The following is an 18415-nucleotide window of genomic DNA, read 5'->3' on the forward strand; positions in this document are numbered from 1 at the left end:
CCGCTTATTTTTGACGAAAAGCGGCTTTTCTTATGAAGATAAACCGTTATTCGTTGGGATACTGCTCAATAAACTGTTCCACTTTATTGACCATCGCTTTCGATCCAACAAAGAAAGGCACACGTTGGTGTAACTCGGTTGGTTTCAGCTCCATGATGCGATTTTTGCCGTCAGACGCTATGCCACCGGCCTGTTCAATGATGAATGCCATAGGATTACATTCATAAAGAAGGCGAAGTTTACCATTAGGATGACTTTCTGTGCTCGGATATAAGTAGATTCCGCCTTTTAGTAAGTTTCTATGAAAATCAGCAACCAACGAACCAATATAGCGCGAAGTATAAGGCCGATTCTCTTCAGGTACACTCTCTTGACAATATTTTATATACTTTTTAACCCCTTGTGGGAAACGAATATAGTTGCCTTCGTTGATAGAATAAATAGAGCCAGTTTCAGGAGTGATTAAACTTTCATGAGATAAGCAGAAAGAACCGATGGAAGGGTCATAGGTAAAACCATGCACACCATTACCCGTTGTGTACACCAACATCGTTGATGAACCATATATTACATAACCTGCGGCAACTTGTTTTTCACCCGGTTGTAAAAAGTCTTCTTGCGTTGGTGGCGTGCCAACAGGTGAAACGCGGCGATAAATAGAGAAAATTGTACCGACGGAAACATTGACATCGATATTAGATGATCCATCTAACGGATCCATTAAGAGCACATATTTTGCGTTTTTGTTTAGCTCTTTATTAAATGCAACGGTTTCATCTTCTTCTTCGCTTGCCACTCCGCACACTTGATCACGAGCCTCGAGTGCCGCTTTGAATTTGTCATTCGCGTATAAATCTAGCTTTTGTTGTTCTTCACCCTGTATATTTTCAGCACCAACCGAGCCAGTTATATCAACAAGTCCTGCTTTATTGATTTCACGGTTTACGATTTTTGCTGCAAGTCGAATTGAGGCCAATAATGAAGATAGTTCTCCACTAGCGTGGGGGAAGTCACTTTGTTTCTCTACTATAAATTCGCCAAGTGTGCGAAATTCAGACATGTTATATCCTTAACGTTTTCTGATGATTTAGAGGACTTTTTCGTTACAATGACTTATAGCGCTAATTCATTATTATATGTTCGTTGCAACAAGCTCAATTGTATGGCATTAAACTTTTTATTGGTAATGAAGTAACTATTTGATATACAAATTGTTTCAACTACGTATCACATGTTATCTGCAACTGAGTCGAATGATTGCTTTTCTCTGATAGATCGATCACATTAGTGCAGTCAAACAGGCAAGCTTAGGAAAAATAAAATGCACATTCATATTTTGGGGATTTGTGGAACCTTTATGGGGGGCGCGGCGGTGTTAGCTCGTCAGCTGGGGCATAAAGTAACAGGGAGCGACGCAAATATGTATCCACCCATGAGTACGTTACTGGAATCTCAAGGTATAGAAATTATTGAGGGTTTTGACCCCTCACAACTAAAATCTAATCCTGATCTCGTTGTTATTGGTAATGCCATGAGTAGAGGTAACCCGTGTGTAGAGTATGTCCTTGATCACAATCTAAAATATACGTCTGGTCCACAGTGGTTAAAAGAGTTTCTCCTCCATGATAGATGGGTATTAGCCGTGTCTGGCACTCATGGAAAAACAACAACAGCAAGCATGTTGTCATGGATACTTGAGGATTGTGGTTACGAGCCAGGTTTTCTTGTTGGTGGTGTTTTAGGGAATTTTGGGGTATCTGCACGCCTAGGAAACAGCATGTTCTTTGTAGTTGAGGCTGATGAATATGACAGTGCATTTTTCGATAAACGGTCAAAATTCATTCACTACCACCCTCGCACCTTAGTAATGAATAATCTTGAGTTCGATCATGCCGATATTTTTGATGATCTTGAAGCAATTAAGAAACAATTTCATCACTTAGTACGAACAATCCCGAGTAATGGTCGAATATTCTCTCCTAAATCAGAAATGGCGCTTCAAGATGTACTGGAAAGAGGCTGCTGGAGTGAACAAGAGCTGATCGGAGATGAATCTTGTGACTGGAAAACAGAGAAAATCGAAAAAGATGGCAGCGAATTTAATGTTTTTTTTCGCAGCGAATTAGTTGGTACAGTGAAGTGGGATTTGGTTGGAGATCATAATGTTAGCAATGCATTGATGGCGGTGGCCGCAGCAAGACATGTCGGTGTTACTGCGGATCTGGCCTGCGAATCTTTAGCGTCGTTCATTAATACCAAAAGGCGCCTTGAACTAAAAGGTGAGGTCGCAGGTGTCACGGTTTATGACGATTTTGCTCATCACCCTACCGCGATAGAACTGACACTGGATGGGTTGCGTAATAAGGTGGGGAAGCAAAAAATAATTGCGGTATTGGAACCTCGCTCAGCAACGATGAAGATGGGTATCCATAAGGAAACGCTCGCGACGTCGTTATCTAAAGCGGACTCTATATACCTGTATCAGCCAAATAATTTAAAATGGTCAGTAGAAGACATTGCCAAACACTGTGCTCAACCTACTTTTGTGAGTGATAATATAGACGTGTTTGTTGCTGAAATTTTGCAAGAAGCAGCGGAGGGCGATCAAATACTCGTGATGAGTAATGGTGGCTTTGACGATATCCACGATAGGTTGTTAGGTGGATTGACTAAGAGTAAATAGATGTTATCCAACCGAAATAGTGGACATTTTAACAATGCAGAGAATGTAGATGATTAAAGACAAAACAATTACCTTGGCATTTACTGGCGCCTCTGGTGCACCTTATGGTTTACGGTTGCTAGAATGCCTGCTAGCGGCAGATTATAAAGTTTACCTGCTCATTTCTTCAGCGGCTCGTGTTGTGATGGCAACCGAACACAACCTAAAGTTACCGAGTGGTCCTGAAGCGGCCAAAGCGGTGCTGATTAAACAACTGAACTGCAAACCTGAACGATTAGAAGTGTGTGGTAAAGAAGATTGGTTTTCTCCTGTTGCTTCAGGCAGTGCCGCACCTAAAAAAATGGTGGTTTGTCCCTGTTCTGCAGGTAGTGTGGCTGCCATTGCCCATGGCATGTCAGACAACCTCATAGAACGAGCGGCAGATGTGGTTATGAAAGAGCGCGGTCAGCTATTATTGGTTGTTAGAGAAACCCCTTTTTCCACATTGCATTTAGAGAATATGCATAAGCTTTCTCAGATGGGTGTGACTATTATGCCCGCGGCTCCGGGGTTCTATCATCAACCTAAAACCATCGACGACTTGGTGGATTTTATGGTGGCAAGAATATTAGATCATCTCGATATTGAGCAAAAACTCGTTGCGCGTTGGGGATATGACAATCGATAAACTGGCTTGTTAGCGTGGCGGATAAGCCTCTGTTCTCGCGGCTAGTATCTTCATTACATTACGTATACAATCACTGTCGACTCATCGGGGTGCTCAATAGTTATTTTTATATGATCAACTATTGGGCTGAGATTAAGTTTTCCTTAGAACCCGTACACCTGAACCAGATAATACTGGCGTAGGAATTGAGCGGGATAAATCAAAATCCTCCCTCAAGCCTGTGCCGCTCAAAACATGGAGAGCGTCCAGTGAAATACACTATTTCAACCTTAGCAGTAACCCTTTCATTTTCTACTTTTGCCGCCGATAAACTGACGGTATATACCTATGATTCTTTTGCCGCCGATTGGGGCCCAGGCCCAAAAATTGAAAAAGCCTTTGAAGCTCAATGTGGTTGTGACTTAGAGTTTGTCGCATTAGATGATGGGGTGTCTATTCTTAATCGTTTACGTCTAGAAGATAGCAACAGTAAAGCGGACATCATTTTAGGGTTAGATACGAATTTAATGACGGAAGCAAAAAAGACAGGGCTGTTAACAGAACACAACGTAGACACCTCTGTTACAACACTACCTAAGGGTTGGTCAGACAGTACATTTGTTCCTTTTGATTACGGCTATTTTGCTTTTGTATATAACAAAGATAAGCTACAAAACCCACCTAAGAGCTTAAAAGAACTTGTCGAAGAACGTGATGATTTAAAAGTGATATACCAAGACCCACGTACTTCTACACCCGGACAAGGTTTATTACTTTGGATGAAGTCTGTGTATGGTGACGACGTTAGTAAAGCGTGGGAAATGCTGTCTAAAAAAACCGTGACCGTGACGAAAGGCTGGTCTGAATCGTATTCGATGTTTTTAAAGGGAGAAGCGGACCTTGTTCTCTCTTACACCACTTCTCCTGCTTATCATTTAATTGCTGAAAATGATGCAAAATATGCCGCGGCTATTTTTAATGAAGGGCATTACATGCAAACTGAAGTAGCTGCGAAAGTGAAAGGTTCCCAAAAACCTAAGCTCGCTGACGAGTTTATGAGCTTTATTTTAAGTAATGAGTTTCAATCAGCAATGCCAACCGGTAACTGGATGTACCCAGTGACGAATGTTCCATTGCCTGAAGGTTTTGAGACGCTGACGGTTCCGGAAAAAGCTCTTTCATACTCTTCTGATGAAGTGTCGGAAATGCGCAAAAACTGGATAAGAGAATGGCAATCAGCTTTAGTTCAATAATACTCAATTAGGCATGTTTGTAATTGATTATCCTGATTGGTATAAGCTGAATTTTCAATAGAGATTGAAGTGTCCGAGTGTCTTGAATTATGAGTAAAACGCCGAAGTTAGGCATTGTTATTGCTGTGTTTATCGTGGTCTTTGTCGCCTCGGCGTTTGGAGCGCTTATTTCATACGCGCCCAATCTCGATCTTACTCAGGTAGTCTCTGACCCTTACTATCTACATGTCACCAAATTTAGTTTTTACCAAGCTTTCTTGTCAACACTGCTTAGTGTTGGTTTAGCTATACCCGTAGCGCATTCGCTATCAAGACGGGATTTCATGGGTAAATCGTTTCTATTAAAGTTATTTTCAAGCACACTTGTTTTACCTGTTCTTGTGGGTGTTTTCGGTCTGTTAGCCATTTATGGAAATAGCGGTTTATTGGCGACGTGGCTCAATAAATGGAATGTTGAATTACCCTTTTCAATATATGGCCTAAATGGCATATTACTCGCGCATGTATTCTTTAATTTACCTTATGCTAGCCGTTTATTACTTCTCTCTTTAGAAGGTATCCCTCCAGAACAACATAAGCTCTGTTCTCACCTCGGTATGAGTCATTGGTACAAATTTAAGTGGGTAGAATGGCCAAGGTTACGACAACAGTTACCTCATGTTTGTGGTTTAGTATTCATGCTCTGCTTTACGAGTTTTGCTACCGTTATGGCGTTGGGTGGTGGGCCGAAATCAACGACAATAGAATTAGCGATATACCAAGCAATCAAGTTTGATTTTGACTTGCAAGCTGGTGCGTTATTAGCAATATGGCAGATGTTATTGTGCGGTCTGTTATCACTATCGATACAAAAAATAAGTAAGCCAAATATTTTAACTATGCAATCCAATCCGCACTCTATCATCTTTACCCAAGACAATAACCGCGCAAAATTATGGGACTGCAGTTGGATAGCCTTTGCGTCACTTATCGTCTTACCACCGCTGATGATGGTGGTACTGAGTGGATTGAATTCAAAACTGTGGCAAGTGCTTCAAGATGACCGATTTTGGCAAGCAGTTAAGGCTTCATTAAGTATTGCTTGTTCGGCGAGTGTCATCGCTCTGTTTATTGGTGTCGCTATACTTCAAACAAGTCGAATATGGAGAAGTAAGGGCCGTTCTAATTATGCAAATGGTATCGAACTTATTGGCACAATTATTCTCGTTACGCCTGGCTTGGTTATTAGTACAGGGCTGTTTTTACTGCTTAGAAAAATAACCGATGTGTATAGCCTCGCGTTTATTATTGTGGTTGCTGTTAATAGTTTGATGGCGTTGCCATATGTAATTAAGACATTGTCTCAACCATTCTTTCAGATATTACAACAGTATCAATTTCTCACCATGAGTTTGGGAATGAAAGGCTGGCGTCGATTTTTATTGATAGAATGGAGAGGATTACAAAAACCGATAGCGCAAGCATTTGCGATAAGTTTCATGCTCTCTATGGGTGATCTTAGCGCAATAGCTCTGTTTGGCAGCCAAGATTTTAGAACCTTGCCTTTGTACCTTTTTCAGTTGTTAGGTAGCTATCAAATGGAAGCCGCCGCGGTGGTATCCTTAACGTTATTGCTATTAAGTGTAGGCAGTTTCACTATAGTCGAAAAGGTATTTGGGAAAACGTATGCTCAATGTCGATAATGTTCACTATCGTTACCATAAAGAGGTTTTTAAGTTTGATTTTAGGCTTGAAGATGGCCGCATTGTCGCGCTTATGGGACCTAGTGGCTCAGGGAAATCAACCTTACTTGCCCTCATTGCAGGGTTTATTCATCCAGAAAGTGGAAACATAGCGGTTAATGATGCCTCATTGCTAAACCAAGAGCCTCATTTAAGACCTTTCGCCATGCTATTCCAAGAACATAATTTGTTCAGCCATCTAACGGTTAGAGAAAATATAGGCTTAGGGTTACACCCTGGCTTAAAGCTAACGGTGATACAAAAAGATCAGGTAATTGATGCGGCTAAACAGGTCGGCATTGATGAGCTATTAGATCGAACACCTGAAAAACTCTCCGGTGGTCAGAAGCAGCGTGTAGCATTAGCACGTTGCTTTGTTCAACCACACTGCATTTGGTTGTTAGATGAACCGTTTTCGGCTCTCGATCCTATCTTAAGAGAAGAAATGTTGATGCTCGTTAAACGCCTTGCAGATGATAGACAGATTACCGTAGTGATGGTGACGCATCATATTAGTGATGCGAAAGCGATAGCGACAGATTTCATCTTTGTTGACGAGTATAAAGCGCTCATTCATGAGCCCATCATTCAATTAAGTGCTCAACACAGCAACGAAAAGTTACGTGCATTTGTGAAAGCTGGTTCAAGTTGACCTAATTGGTTGAAAGTTCATGGTTCTAGATAAACTCCGTGTCGACAATTATCATTTTATTCTCTTTTAGTCGTGATCTATATAGCGGCTTGAAGTAATATTGGCGACCTTAAAAAGCTCGGCTTTTCTTTCTAGATAAATAGGAGAATAGTCGATCTTATCTGCCTATAATATGTGTATCAATAGGCATCACCGAATAGAACAATAGACGCGAGTCTACTCCAACATAGAGGTAATCAATCATATGGCATTTGCTTTGGGTCAACGCTGGATAAGTGATACAGAAAGCGATTTGGGTTTAGGTACTATCGTAGAGTTGGACGCAAGAACCGTTACGTTAATGTTCGCTGCGTCTGAAGAAAATAGAGTTTATGCCCAAAAAGAAGCCCCAATTACCCGCGTTATATTCCATGTTGGAGATTCCATAGAGAGCCAAGAAGGTTGGTCTTTAAAGGTAGAAGAAGTTCTAGTAGATAATGGCCTTCTAACCTATGTAGGTACAAGAGAAGATACGCAAGAAAGTGGCATTATGCTAAGAGAGATATTCCTTAGTAACCAAATTCGATTTAATAAACCGCAAGACAAACTGTTTGCAGGTCAGATAGATCGAATGGATAACTTTGTATTGCGTTATAGCGCGTTGAAGAATCAATACCAGCAACATAAGAGCCCGATGCGTGGTTTATGCGGAATGCGTGCAGGTCTTATCCCCCACCAATTATTTATCGCTCATGAAGTAGGGCGTAGACACGCACCGCGCGTTCTGCTTGCTGATGAAGTGGGGTTAGGTAAAACCATTGAAGCGGGCATGATTATCCATCAACAGGTGTTATCCGGCAGTGCAGAACGTGTTCTTATTGTTGTGCCGGAAACACTACAGCACCAATGGCTCGTTGAAATGATGCGCCGTTTTAATCTGCACTTCTCTATCTTTGATGAAGAGCGTTGTATCGAAGCTCATGTTGACGCGGAAAATCCATTTGATACTGCGCAGTATGTGCTCTGTTCTTTGGATTTTCTGACCAAGAATCAAAAGCGCTTTGAACAAATTGTGGATGGTAATTGGGACTTGCTCGTTGTCGATGAAGCACATCACTTGGAGTGGAGCGTGGATGCACCTAGCCGCCAGTATCAAGTTGTAGAGGGGTTAGCGAATAATACGGCTTCTGTTTTGCTATTAACGGCAACGCCAGAGCAGTTAGGTCATGAGAGTCATTTTGCCCGTTTACGTCTTCTTGACCCCGACCGTTTCTATGATTATCAAGCTTTTGTTGAAGAAGAAAAGCAATATGAACCGGTGGCAGACGCGGTAAGTAACCTGTTTTCTGGAAATAAGCTTGAAAATAAAGTCAAAAATCAGATAACGGAACTGCTTTCTGAACAAGATGTTGAGCCACTGTTTCGAATTATTGAAGCAGAACTTCCTGATGATGAGAAAGACAAAGCCCGCCATGAGTTGATTGATAATCTTATGGACCGCCATGGCACTGGACGTGTGTTATTTAGAAATACACGATCGGCGATTAAGGGTTTCCCAAAGCGTAAGGTTCATTTGTTACCAATGGTCATGCCTGAGCAGTATGCACGAGCAATGCGAGTATCGAACATGCTCGATAAAGATCTACCTTCAGAAGCAAAGGCAATACGAAAGCTTTACCCAGAAGAGATTTTTCAAGAGTTAGAGGGTGGTTCGTGGTGGCAGTTCGATTCCCGAGTTGATTGGTTGATTGAAAAGGTAAAAGAGAAGCGCTCAGAGAAAGTTTTAGTGATTGCTTCTAGGTCGACAACGGCACTTCAATTAGAACAAGCATTGAGAGAACGAGAGGGTATCCGTGCCACCGTTTTCCACGAAGGCATGTCAATTATAGAGCGGGACAAAGCGGCGGCTTATTTCGCACAAGAAGAAGGTGGAGCTCAGGTTCTTATTTGCTCCGAAATTGGCTCTGAGGGGCGAAACTTTCAGTTTGCTAATCAACTAGTCATGTTCGACCTGCCATTTAATCCTGATTTATTAGAGCAGCGTATCGGTCGTTTAGATCGAATAGGTCAGCAACGAGATATCGATATTTTTGTGCCGTATCTTGATGGTTCTTCTCAAGGTATTTTAGCTCGTTGGTTTGAAGAAGGGCTACAAGCTTTCTCCGAAACCTGCCCTACAGGGCGCGCGGTTTATGACAAATATTCCGAGGAACTGGTGGATCTTCTTGCGGGTGGAAAAGGTAGCGACCTTGAGCCGTTAATAAGCGCATCCAATAAACTCAATCAAGAGCTCAAAGCTCAACTAGAACATGGCCGAGATAGATTGTTAGAGATGCATTCTAATGGTGGCGAACAAGCACTGAAAATAGTAGAAAAAATTGCCAGTACCGATGGCGATACAAACCTGATCACATTTGCGCTTAGCCTGTTCGATACCATTGGTCTGAATCAAGATGATAAAGGCGAGAAAGCACTCGTTGTTACTCCTTCTGAACATATGATGGTACCAAGTTATCCCGGTCTTCCATATGAAGGTGCAACCATCACCTTTGATCGTGAGACGGCATTATCTCGTGAGGATATGAACTTCATCAGTTGGGAACATCCGATGATTCAAGGTGGTATAGACCTTTTATTGAGTGAAGGGGTTGGTACAACGGCGGTTTCTCTGCTTAAAAACAAAGCATTACCCGTTGGCACTATGCTATTAGAACTTGTCTATTTGGTTGATGCACAAGCACCAAAACGAAGCGGGATCAGTGGGTATTTACCACAGACACCTATTCGTTTGATGATGGATGGCAAAGGGAATGACCTTTCAGAGCAAGTAGAATTTGAAAGCTTTAACCGTCAATTGAGCCCGGTCAATCGCCGTTTAGCGAGTAAGCTTGTATCGAGTGTGCAGAGCGATATTCGCAAGCTTATTGAAGCGGGTGAAAAATGTATCGGTGGTAAGCTCGACATCGTTAGAGAACAGGCGCAAAAAGAGATGTTTAGCACGTTAAATGGCGAACTTGAGCGGTTACAAGCACTAAAAGCAGTGAACCCAAATATTCGTGATGAAGAGCTACAAGCGATAGAAAATCAAATCTTAGAGCTGACGGGGTATATCTCTAAAGCTCAGATTCAGCTCGATTCATTACGACTCATTGTTGTTTCGCATAAATAAGATTAGGTTGATCTGACCTCAATGATAATAAGGCACAAGTTACCTGTTATAGGTTGCTTGTGTTTTATTAGATAGCTATCAAAATTTTTACTGAGAAATCGAAAACCAATGATCGACTATTTTCCATCGCAAGATCCTATCCAAATAATCGACCAAGATGACTATATCTTAGTGGCCAATAAACCGGCTGGACTGCTTTCGGTTCCCGGTAGACTAAAAGAGCATTACGACAGTCTCTGGAGTCGATTGGTGGTCGAATACCCAGAGATTCAAGTCGTTCATCGTCTCGATATGGCAACGTCTGGTTTGATGTTATTTGCGTTAAGCAAAGATGCGGAACGACACATTAAGAAACAGTTTCAATATCGATTGACCCATAAGGTTTACTACGCAAGAGTGTGGGGTGATCTTGAACAAGATAAAGGGCTTATCGATTTACCTCTCATCTGTGACTGGCCTAATCGGCCAAGACAAAAAGTGTGTTATGAGCATGGAAAACCCTCTCAAACACATTATCAAGTGGTAAGTCGAGAAGCCCATACTACTTTGGTTCGATTGCTGCCCATCACTGGACGATCGCATCAGTTGAGAGTTCATATGATGGCAATAGGTCACCCTATTATTGGCGATGAGTTCTATGCACATCCAGAGGCGCAAACTTACACAAATAGATTAGAACTGCATTCAACGGAGCTAAGTTTTTATCATCCAAGGAACGATGAATTAGCCACAGCCTTTGTCGCTTGTGACTTTTATAGAGAGGCAAAAGAAGAAATATTACAACACTTTACCGTAGATAAAGTGTTGCCAAATTATAAACTATTAAAAAATAATTAAGAATCAGAGAGGGCAATTTCACTTAATAGCGTTCATTTTGATTCCATCATTAATGTTGCAATTGCCGCTTATCCTTGCGGTTTTACTACCAGTACATTAATCGGTGAGTTTTGGACAACTTTGCTTGCCACAGACCCGAGTACAACTTTATCTACTTTTGAACGCTTGTGGCTAGGCATGATGATTAAGTCTGCGCCTAGTTTGCTTGCGAACTCAAGAATAGTAGCGTAAGGCTTGCCTTCTGCTACATGTGTTTTATAGATCACATCTTCCTTTACGTGCTGGCTGGCAAACTTTTGAAGCTGTCGCTTAACGTCTTGCTTCATCTTATTTGCTGCATCTTTTGGAAAATAAGTCGCGACCATCGACATGTGAATACCAGGAAGCACAGTCAAAAGATGAACCTCTGCATTGGATGCTTTCGCATGCCAAACGGCCAGTTCTACCGCTCTATCTGAAAAGCCTTTATCATTTAAATCAACAGGAACAAGGATTTGTTTATACATTATATTATCTCTACATTAGGAGGGCGTTCACCCTATTTATCCCTATTCAGTTATTTCTGGCATTAACGATAAATTGTTAATGCCGAAAAATACTACGCGCTTAGTTCATCCTTACGAGCGCGACGTCTCTGATTTATACCTAAACCAATAACTAATAGAAGTGCAGGTACAAATACCCACTCTTTCATTGGTCGTTCGGCTTGTACAATGACCGACTTGATTTCCCAATCGAAGTCGACTCCCGCAGACTCTGCTGGGCTGCCAAATTCAACCATGTCGACGATCATTTTATTGTCGGTTTCAACCAGCATCAAACCCATAGATGCAATTCGTTCTTCCGCACCTTTGGCGTCGTCTTCAAATGGTAAAACAACGGTTTTTTCGATGTATTTACCTTCTAGGTTTTCACCAGAGACTCTTAGTTCAAGCGATTGTCCCACATCGAGATTTTCGGTAATTTGAGCTATCTCTACTCCTGAGTAATGATCTTTCGCTGGATAGACCATATCCCACCAGAAACCGGGTCTAAAGAAAGTAAATGTTAATATGAGAAGAAGAACCGTTTCCCACCATTTACTCTTGGTAAACCAATATCCTTGAGTTGCTGCTGAAAATATCAGCATAGCAATAATCGAAGACGCTACCGTTAGGAATAAATGCCACCAAGTGTCGACACCCATTAGTAACAACTGGGTGTTAAATACAAACATAAATGGCAAAATTGCCGTTCGTATATCGTAGGTGAAACCTTGTATGCCTGTGCGAATAGGATCTGATTTCGCTATCGCCGCAGCGGCAAAGGCGGCGAGACCTACCGGCGGTGTATCATCGGCTAGAATACCAAAGTAGAACACAAATAGGTGAACAGCAATCAATGGGATGATCAAACCATGAGCGGCGCCAAGCGTTACGATGACCGGAGCCATTAACGTTGATACCACAATATAGTTTGCTGTTGTTGGTAGCCCCATACCTAACACTAAGCTGATGACTGCCGTAAATAGCAGCATTAATATGATACTACCGCCAGAGATGAATTCGACAAAGTCGGTCATGACCAAGCCAATACCCGTAAGCGTTACCACACCCACTACCGTACCGGCTGCTGCGGTAGCAACACCGATGCCTATCATGTTACGAGCACCTGATACAAGGCTTTCTGATAGGTCGACAAAGCCTTCTTTAATACTCTCCTTGATATCGCCTTCTTTTGCAAAAAATACCATAAGAGGACGCTGAGTTAGCAAGATGAAGATCATAAAGACCGTTGCCCAGAAAGCCGATAGGCCTGGGGAAAAACGCTCAACAGTTAGACACCATACCAATACAACAATAGGCAGCAAGAAGTGGAGACCAGACTTAATCGTTGGTCCAGCATCAGGTACTTCCAATAGCTCCTCGTCTATTGACATATGAGCGTGCTCTTTATATCTGGCCGATATACTGACCAGGCCTAGATAAGCGAGAAGCAGTACGACGGTCACGATAGGCGTTGCGGCTGCGCCGAATACGTCCTTTGTCCAACCTACGCCATAATAAACGGCTGCACCTAATACACATAAACCGAGAATCGAACCGACAAATGACAGCATACTGTTTAGAAATTTTGGTGTATGACGTCGCGGTAGACCGACCATACCTGCCTTACATGCTTCTAAGTGAACAATATAAAGCAAAGCGATGTATGAGATTAGAGCGGGTAATATTGCTGCCTTGATAACTTCCACATAAGAGATACCGACATATTCAACCATTAAGAAGGCAGCGGCACCCATAATCGGTGGTGTTAATTGTCCATTGGTAGAAGCGGCAACCTCTACGGCACCAGCTTTTACACCAGAGAAGCCAACACGCTTCATTAAGGGGATGGTAAATGTGCCAGTGGTAACTACGTTAGCAATAGATGAACCTGACACTAAACCGGAAAGACCTGATGCTACAACTGCTGCTTTTGCAGGGCCTCCACGCATATGACCAAGTAGAGAGAAGGCGACTTTGATAAAGTACCCTCCGGCGCCAGCACGATCAAGCATTGCACCAAACAGTACAAATAAAAATACAAAAGAGGTAGAAACACCTAATGCAACACCAAACACACCTTCTGTTGTTAACCAAAGGTGAGACATTGCTTTATTTAAGCTCGCTCCCTTGTGGGCGATGACATCTGGCATATGTGGGCCAGCAAAGGTGTAAAATAGAAATACGGCGGCAACCACCATCAATGGTGGTCCTAATGCTCGGCGCGTTGCTTCCATAAGGAGCACCATACCAATAACAGCAGCAACAATATCAAATGTTGTAGGTGCACCAGAGCGATCGGCGAGTTCGGCGTAAAACAAATAGATATAACACGCAGAAAAGCTACCCGCTAACGCTAAAACCCAGTCGACTAGAGGAACTTTGTCACGTGATGAATGGGTAAGTGCTGGATAGGCCGTAAATGCTAAAAAAATAGCGAATGTTAAGTGAATAGATCGGGCTTGTGTGTCATTAAGTACGCCAAAATTGAAAATAAACGGTAATGGTGATGCGTACCAAAGTTGAAATAATGACCAGCAAAGCGGCACAAACCATAAAACACGGCCAGGAACTCCTTTCGGGTTTCGGGCTCCTGTATCGGATTGGGCCACCATTTCTTGCACATCTGGAGACGGTTTGGTTGTCTGCGTCATGTACTTTATCCTTATATTGATGGTCTATTGTTGTATGTCAAAACAAGAGCGAAATATGTTTAGGTTATAAAAGGTGAAAGATTCTACCTTTCAAACAGAGCGGCTCCGTTTTAGCTTAGTACAGCAAATTGATTTATCTGAAAATAGTGTTAAAGAAAGTCTTTAACAAATAAATTGATAAGGAGGCAAATGCCTCCTTAATTTAACAAATAACGTAAAAATAATTATTTAAGAAGGCCAACTTCTCTGTAGTATTTCTCGGCACCAGGGTGTAGAGGAATAGAGATACCTGCTTTTACCATATCTTCTTTTTTAAGGTTGGCGAACGCAGGGTGCAGGCGCTTAAAGGTGCTAAAATTCTCAAAGACGGCCTTAGCTAAATTGTAGGCAACTTTATCTGAAACATCGGTTGTGGTAACCATCGTTGCGGCAACACCGAAGCTATTAATATCTCCTTTTGTACCACGGTAAGTTCCTGCAGGTAGAGCAGTATAAGTATAGTATGGGTTGTCACCCACAATCTTATCAACTTCAGGGCCCGTTGCAGAAACAAGTTTAGCATCACATGATGTTGTTGCTTCTTTGATAGAGCCATTTGGGTGACCAACCATATAAATGAATGCATCGATTTTGTTGTCACAAAGTGCTTGTGAACGCTCTGAACCTTTCAGTTCTGATGCTAGCTTGAAACTGTCATTTGTCCAACCAAATGCATCCATTACAACGCCCATCGTTGCACGGTCACCAGACCCTGGGTTACCAATGTTTACGCGTTTACCTTGAAGATCTGCAACGCCATTAATTCCTGAATCTGTACGAGCTATGATGTTAAATGGTTCAGTGTGTAAGGAGAACATTGCACGTAACTTTTTAAATTCACCTTGCTCTGAGAATTTGCTTGTCCCGTTGTATCCGTGATATTGCCAGTCAGACTGGACAACACCAAAGTCTAGTTCGCCTGCACGCATGGTGTTGATGTTATAGATCGAACCACCAGTAGATTCAACAGAACAACGAATGTTATGGGTTTTGCGTCCTTTGTTTACTAGTTTACAAATTGCGCCACCAGTTGGGTAGTAAACCCCAGTGACAGAACCAGTACCAATAGTAATAAATTCCTGAGCGTTAACTGCGCTTGCACCCAGTATTGTTGCTGCAATTGCACCAACTTGGACAAGTTTTCGAAATGCCATGAATGTTCCTTTTTATTTATTATTTATCCTGTAGTGCTTAAGTCTAGCTGTTACAGGCGCTTCCTGTTTGGAAAAGGCATCTTTTTCAATCAAATTCATGAAAAAGTGGCCGTATGGTAACAAAAAAAGGGTTCTACTTATAATAATCCTAAATAAATCAAAGGTGAACTTTGTGCCACAGAGAGAGTGTGAACGATTGGTTTTTTGTTTTACACAGAAAAATCAGTCACTTAGTATAATGACTGATTTATGCAAGGAGAGCTTTTATTTGTGATGTAAATCACAGTATCAATAGAGGTTTTTTTAACAACTATGAGTTTTTGAACTATCAACCAAAGAGAGAACATATTGGCACCGCATAGATTCAAGTACTAACCAGAGTATTCAAAAAGTGAACAAACGGAGTCAAACAATTGCTTCGTCGTCACATTCATCGTTGGTGTAATAAATATGGTGTCATCGCCAGCGACAACGCCCAATATACCTTCTGACTTACCTAAGGAATCTAAGAGACGAGCAATGAGTTGCGCTGCGCCAGGACCAGTATGAATGACGACAATCGCATTGTTGTGGTCTATGTCTAAAACAAGCTCACGTAATGGGCTTGATGTAGTAGGGACGCCAAGCTCAGCAGGCAAACAATAGACCATTTCCATTTTGGCATTTCTCGTCCTTACCGCACCAAATTTGGTGAGCATTCGAGATACCTTGGATTGGTTAATATTGTCAAATCCCTCTAATTTTAGGGCATCAACAATTTCACCTTGAGAGCCAAATCGTTCTTCTTTTAATATTGATTTAAAGGCTTTAACTAAATTATCTTGTTTTTCTGTATTGCGCATGATGTTTTATTCGTCTCATACCATTCAATGGCGGTATCTTCTCACATTCTCTCTCTATTCATCAAATAATCCCCCGAAATTTGTTGTTTTTATCACTCTATATAGCGACAAAAAATTTTAGAGTTGCTACATCTCATCTACATTTACCATTACGGGTAAGTTCTAGATTTCAATACGACTTTTGTAGCACGTCATATGTGAGTTGCGCTAAGTCGCAAAGCTGACGTTAATTAATTGTAATCGATTAATGATTCATTTAATTTCGTATGTATACCCTATATTAACAACATAAAATTTACGTGAATCAAAATTAATCTTAACTTTTCAAGGAGAACTACTATGAAAGTAGCCGTTATTGGTGCTGCAGGTGGAATTGGGCAAGCTCTAGCTCTTTTACTAAAAAACCAACTTCCAGCAGGTACTGATTTAGCCCTATATGATATCGCTCCAGTTACACCGGGTGTTGCCGCTGATTTGAGTCATATCCCTACCCCTGTTTCGATCAAAGGTTACGCTGGCGAAGATCCAACTCCAGCACTTGAAGGGGCTGATGTTGTGCTTATTTCTGCTGGTGTTGCCCGTAAGCCTGGTATGGATCGCGCAGATCTTTTCAATGTAAACGCAGGGATTGTTAAGTCTCTGGCAGAGAAAATTGCAGTGACTTGCCCTAAGGCATTGGTTGGTATCATTACTAACCCTGTCAATACAACGGTTGCTATTGCAGCAGACGTATTAAAAAAAGCGGGTGTATACGATAAGCGTCGTTTATTTGGTATTACTACTCTTGATGTGATCCGTTCAGAAACCTTTATTGCGGCACTAAAAGATAAAGATCCAGGTGAAGTCCGTATTCCTGTTATTGGTGGCCATTCTGGTGTCACGATTCTTCCTTTGCTATCTCAAGTTGAAGGCGTAGAGTTTACTGACGAAGAAGTTGCTGCATTAACTACACGCATTCAAAATGCAGGTACTGAAGTTGTGGAAGCAAAAGCCGGTGGCGGTTCTGCAACCCTTTCTATGGGCCAAGCAGCATGTCGCTTCGGCATCGCTTTAGTTAAAGCGTTAAGTGGTGAAGAGGGTATCGTTGAGTGTGCATACGTTGAAGGGGCTGGTGAACATACTCGTTTCTTTGCACAGCCTGTTAAATTAGGTAAAAATGGTATCGAAGAAGTATTAAGTTACGGCGCATTGAGTGCATTTGAGACACAAGCACTTGATGGAATGTTAGATACATTGAATGGTGACATTACTAAAGGAGAAGAGTTCGCTAAGTAGCAATAAGTCATTCAGTGATTAAAAGGCAGCGTATCTACGCTGCCTTTTTTGTTACTATTGTCTCGTCCTAAATGGTCTCCGTCCTGAAATGTATTGAGCAATACACTTGTGTTAGGTTAATTATGTCTATATTGATGAAAAATTTGGAATCGTTAGCGCAGGTTGGTAATGATGCTGAAATGAAAATTGCAATTCAGCTTTTATTACTTGATACCGATATATCTGAAATGAGCGCGATTTCACTTGGTAAGCGTTGTGGGGTTAGCAATGCTTCTATCGTTCGTTTTGCTCAGAGTTTGGGATATAAGGGGTACTCGGTGTTTAAGTTCGACTATATGGCATTGCAAGCGCAACGAAGTAATCGTTCATTGTATAACGACCTTAGCAGAAGTGGTTCGCTGCAAAATATAATCAAAACATCGTCTTATTTATTAACGGAAAGTTTAGAGAACAGTGTCGAGTCATTGACGGCAGATAGGATAGAAGAAGTATCGAATCTATTTTTTAACGCACGATCCATTGCTATTTTTAGCCTTGGCTCATCATCTGTGGTTGCGTCTCATATCATGCAGAAATTTATGCAGTTGGGTAAGTCTGTACGTTTCCAATCAGATAGTTATTTGCAAGATTGTTTCGCTCGACAATTAGGTGAGAAAGATGTGGTATTAGTATTGAATGCAAATGGTGAAACGGAAGAGATTGTCTCTAGAGTAGAGATCGCTAAGAAATCAGGGTGTAAAATTATAGCAATTACCCGCGGTGGCCAATCGACGCTAAATGATCTTTCCGATGTAACTCTTCCTTTCTTCTATAGCGAAGAGCACCTCGATGTGATGAGCAGTGTTGCTCAAATCTCGCAAATGGCTATATTCGATATTGTTTTCTATAGATTGATATCTTTGATGGCTGAAAAGGACAGTGCTATAGATGAAAAGAGAAAGCAGACAATATTTGAATTAGGAACAATATAGAAGAGAGTGATAAGAA

General features: G+C 41.6%; 14 protein-coding genes and 1 riboswitch. Of the genes, 9 read left to right on the forward strand and 5 right to left on the reverse strand.

The window, feature by feature from the left end; all coding sequences use genetic code 11:
- Window positions 1–46: 46 nt before the first annotated feature.
- Entirely contained in the window at window positions 47–1060 is a 1014-nt protein-coding gene (gene fbp, locus L3V77_RS01700; RefSeq protein ID WP_275135454.1) for a class 1 fructose-bisphosphatase, read from the reverse strand.
- A 261-nt stretch (window positions 1061–1321) separates the two neighbouring features.
- Here fbp and mpl point away from each other — a divergent pair, with 261 nt between their 5' ends.
- The 7 genes from mpl (at window position 1322) to L3V77_RS01735 (ending at window position 10940) form a co-directional block, all read left to right on the forward strand.
- Window positions 1322–2683 (forward strand): UDP-N-acetylmuramate:L-alanyl-gamma-D-glutamyl-meso-diaminopimelate ligase, encoded by a 1362-nt coding sequence (mpl, locus tag L3V77_RS01705; RefSeq protein WP_275135455.1) that lies wholly within the window; start codon window positions 1322–1324, stop codon window positions 2681–2683.
- Between the two features lie 49 nt (window positions 2684–2732).
- Complete coding sequence (locus tag L3V77_RS01710) at window positions 2733–3350, forward strand: flavin prenyltransferase UbiX (RefSeq protein WP_275135456.1); 618 nt, start codon at window positions 2733–2735, stop codon at window positions 3348–3350.
- 75 nt (window positions 3351–3425) lie between these two features.
- Window positions 3426–3552, forward strand: a riboswitch (TPP riboswitch).
- Between the two features lie 46 nt (window positions 3553–3598).
- A complete protein-coding gene (gene thiB, locus L3V77_RS01715) occupies window positions 3599–4582 on the forward strand; it encodes a thiamine ABC transporter substrate binding subunit (protein WP_275135457.1) in 984 nt (327 codons plus the stop codon).
- An 86-nt stretch (window positions 4583–4668) separates the two neighbouring features.
- A complete protein-coding gene (gene thiP / locus L3V77_RS01720; RefSeq protein ID WP_275136671.1) occupies window positions 4669–6264 on the forward strand; it encodes a thiamine/thiamine pyrophosphate ABC transporter permease ThiP in 1596 nt (531 codons plus the stop codon).
- Window positions 6248–6955 (forward strand): thiamine ABC transporter ATP-binding protein, encoded by a 708-nt coding sequence (gene thiQ / locus L3V77_RS01725; protein ID WP_275135458.1) that lies wholly within the window; start codon window positions 6248–6250, stop codon window positions 6953–6955. The genes thiP and thiQ overlap by 17 nt, the downstream gene beginning before the upstream one ends.
- 244 nt (window positions 6956–7199) lie before the next feature.
- Entirely contained in the window at window positions 7200–10103 is a 2904-nt protein-coding gene (gene rapA / locus L3V77_RS01730; RefSeq protein WP_275135459.1) for an RNA polymerase-associated protein RapA, read from the forward strand.
- Between the two features lie 108 nt (window positions 10104–10211).
- Complete coding sequence (locus L3V77_RS01735; protein ID WP_275135460.1) at window positions 10212–10940, forward strand: pseudouridine synthase; 729 nt, start codon at window positions 10212–10214, stop codon at window positions 10938–10940.
- Between the two features lie 68 nt (window positions 10941–11008).
- On the opposite strand, the gene L3V77_RS01740 is transcribed toward L3V77_RS01735, so the two are convergent.
- The 4 genes from L3V77_RS01740 to argR form a co-directional block, all read right to left on the reverse strand.
- On the reverse strand, window positions 11009–11446 hold the full coding sequence (locus L3V77_RS01740) for a universal stress protein (protein WP_195706565.1): 438 nt from the start codon (window positions 11444–11446) through the stop codon (window positions 11009–11011).
- Between the two features lie 92 nt (window positions 11447–11538).
- The gene (locus L3V77_RS01745) at window positions 11539–14118 is read right to left on the reverse strand and encodes a TRAP transporter permease (protein WP_275135461.1); all 2580 of its coding nucleotides are present in this window, start codon (window positions 14116–14118) and stop codon (window positions 11539–11541) included.
- A gap of 224 nt (window positions 14119–14342) precedes the next feature.
- On the reverse strand, window positions 14343–15311 hold the full coding sequence (locus L3V77_RS01750) for a TAXI family TRAP transporter solute-binding subunit (RefSeq protein ID WP_275135462.1): 969 nt from the start codon (window positions 15309–15311) through the stop codon (window positions 14343–14345).
- A gap of 371 nt (window positions 15312–15682) precedes the next feature.
- Window positions 15683–16153 carry a transcriptional regulator ArgR gene (gene argR / locus L3V77_RS01755; RefSeq protein WP_275135463.1) on the reverse strand — a complete coding sequence of 157 codons (471 nt, stop codon included), beginning with the start codon at window positions 16151–16153 and terminating at the stop codon, window positions 15683–15685.
- A 339-nt stretch (window positions 16154–16492) separates the two neighbouring features.
- Between argR and mdh the strand changes: the two genes are divergently transcribed.
- Both mdh and L3V77_RS01765 read left to right on the forward strand, forming a co-directional pair.
- Window positions 16493–17428 (forward strand): malate dehydrogenase, encoded by a 936-nt coding sequence (gene mdh, locus L3V77_RS01760; protein WP_275135464.1) that lies wholly within the window; start codon window positions 16493–16495, stop codon window positions 17426–17428.
- A 122-nt stretch (window positions 17429–17550) separates the two neighbouring features.
- Window positions 17551–18399, forward strand: coding sequence for a MurR/RpiR family transcriptional regulator (locus tag L3V77_RS01765; RefSeq protein WP_275135465.1), 849 nt, complete (start codon window positions 17551–17553; stop codon window positions 18397–18399).
- Window positions 18400–18415: the final 16 nt, after the last annotated feature.

The organism is Vibrio sp. DW001, assembly GCF_029016285.1.
Classification (GTDB): Bacteria; Pseudomonadota; Gammaproteobacteria; order Enterobacterales; family Vibrionaceae; genus Vibrio.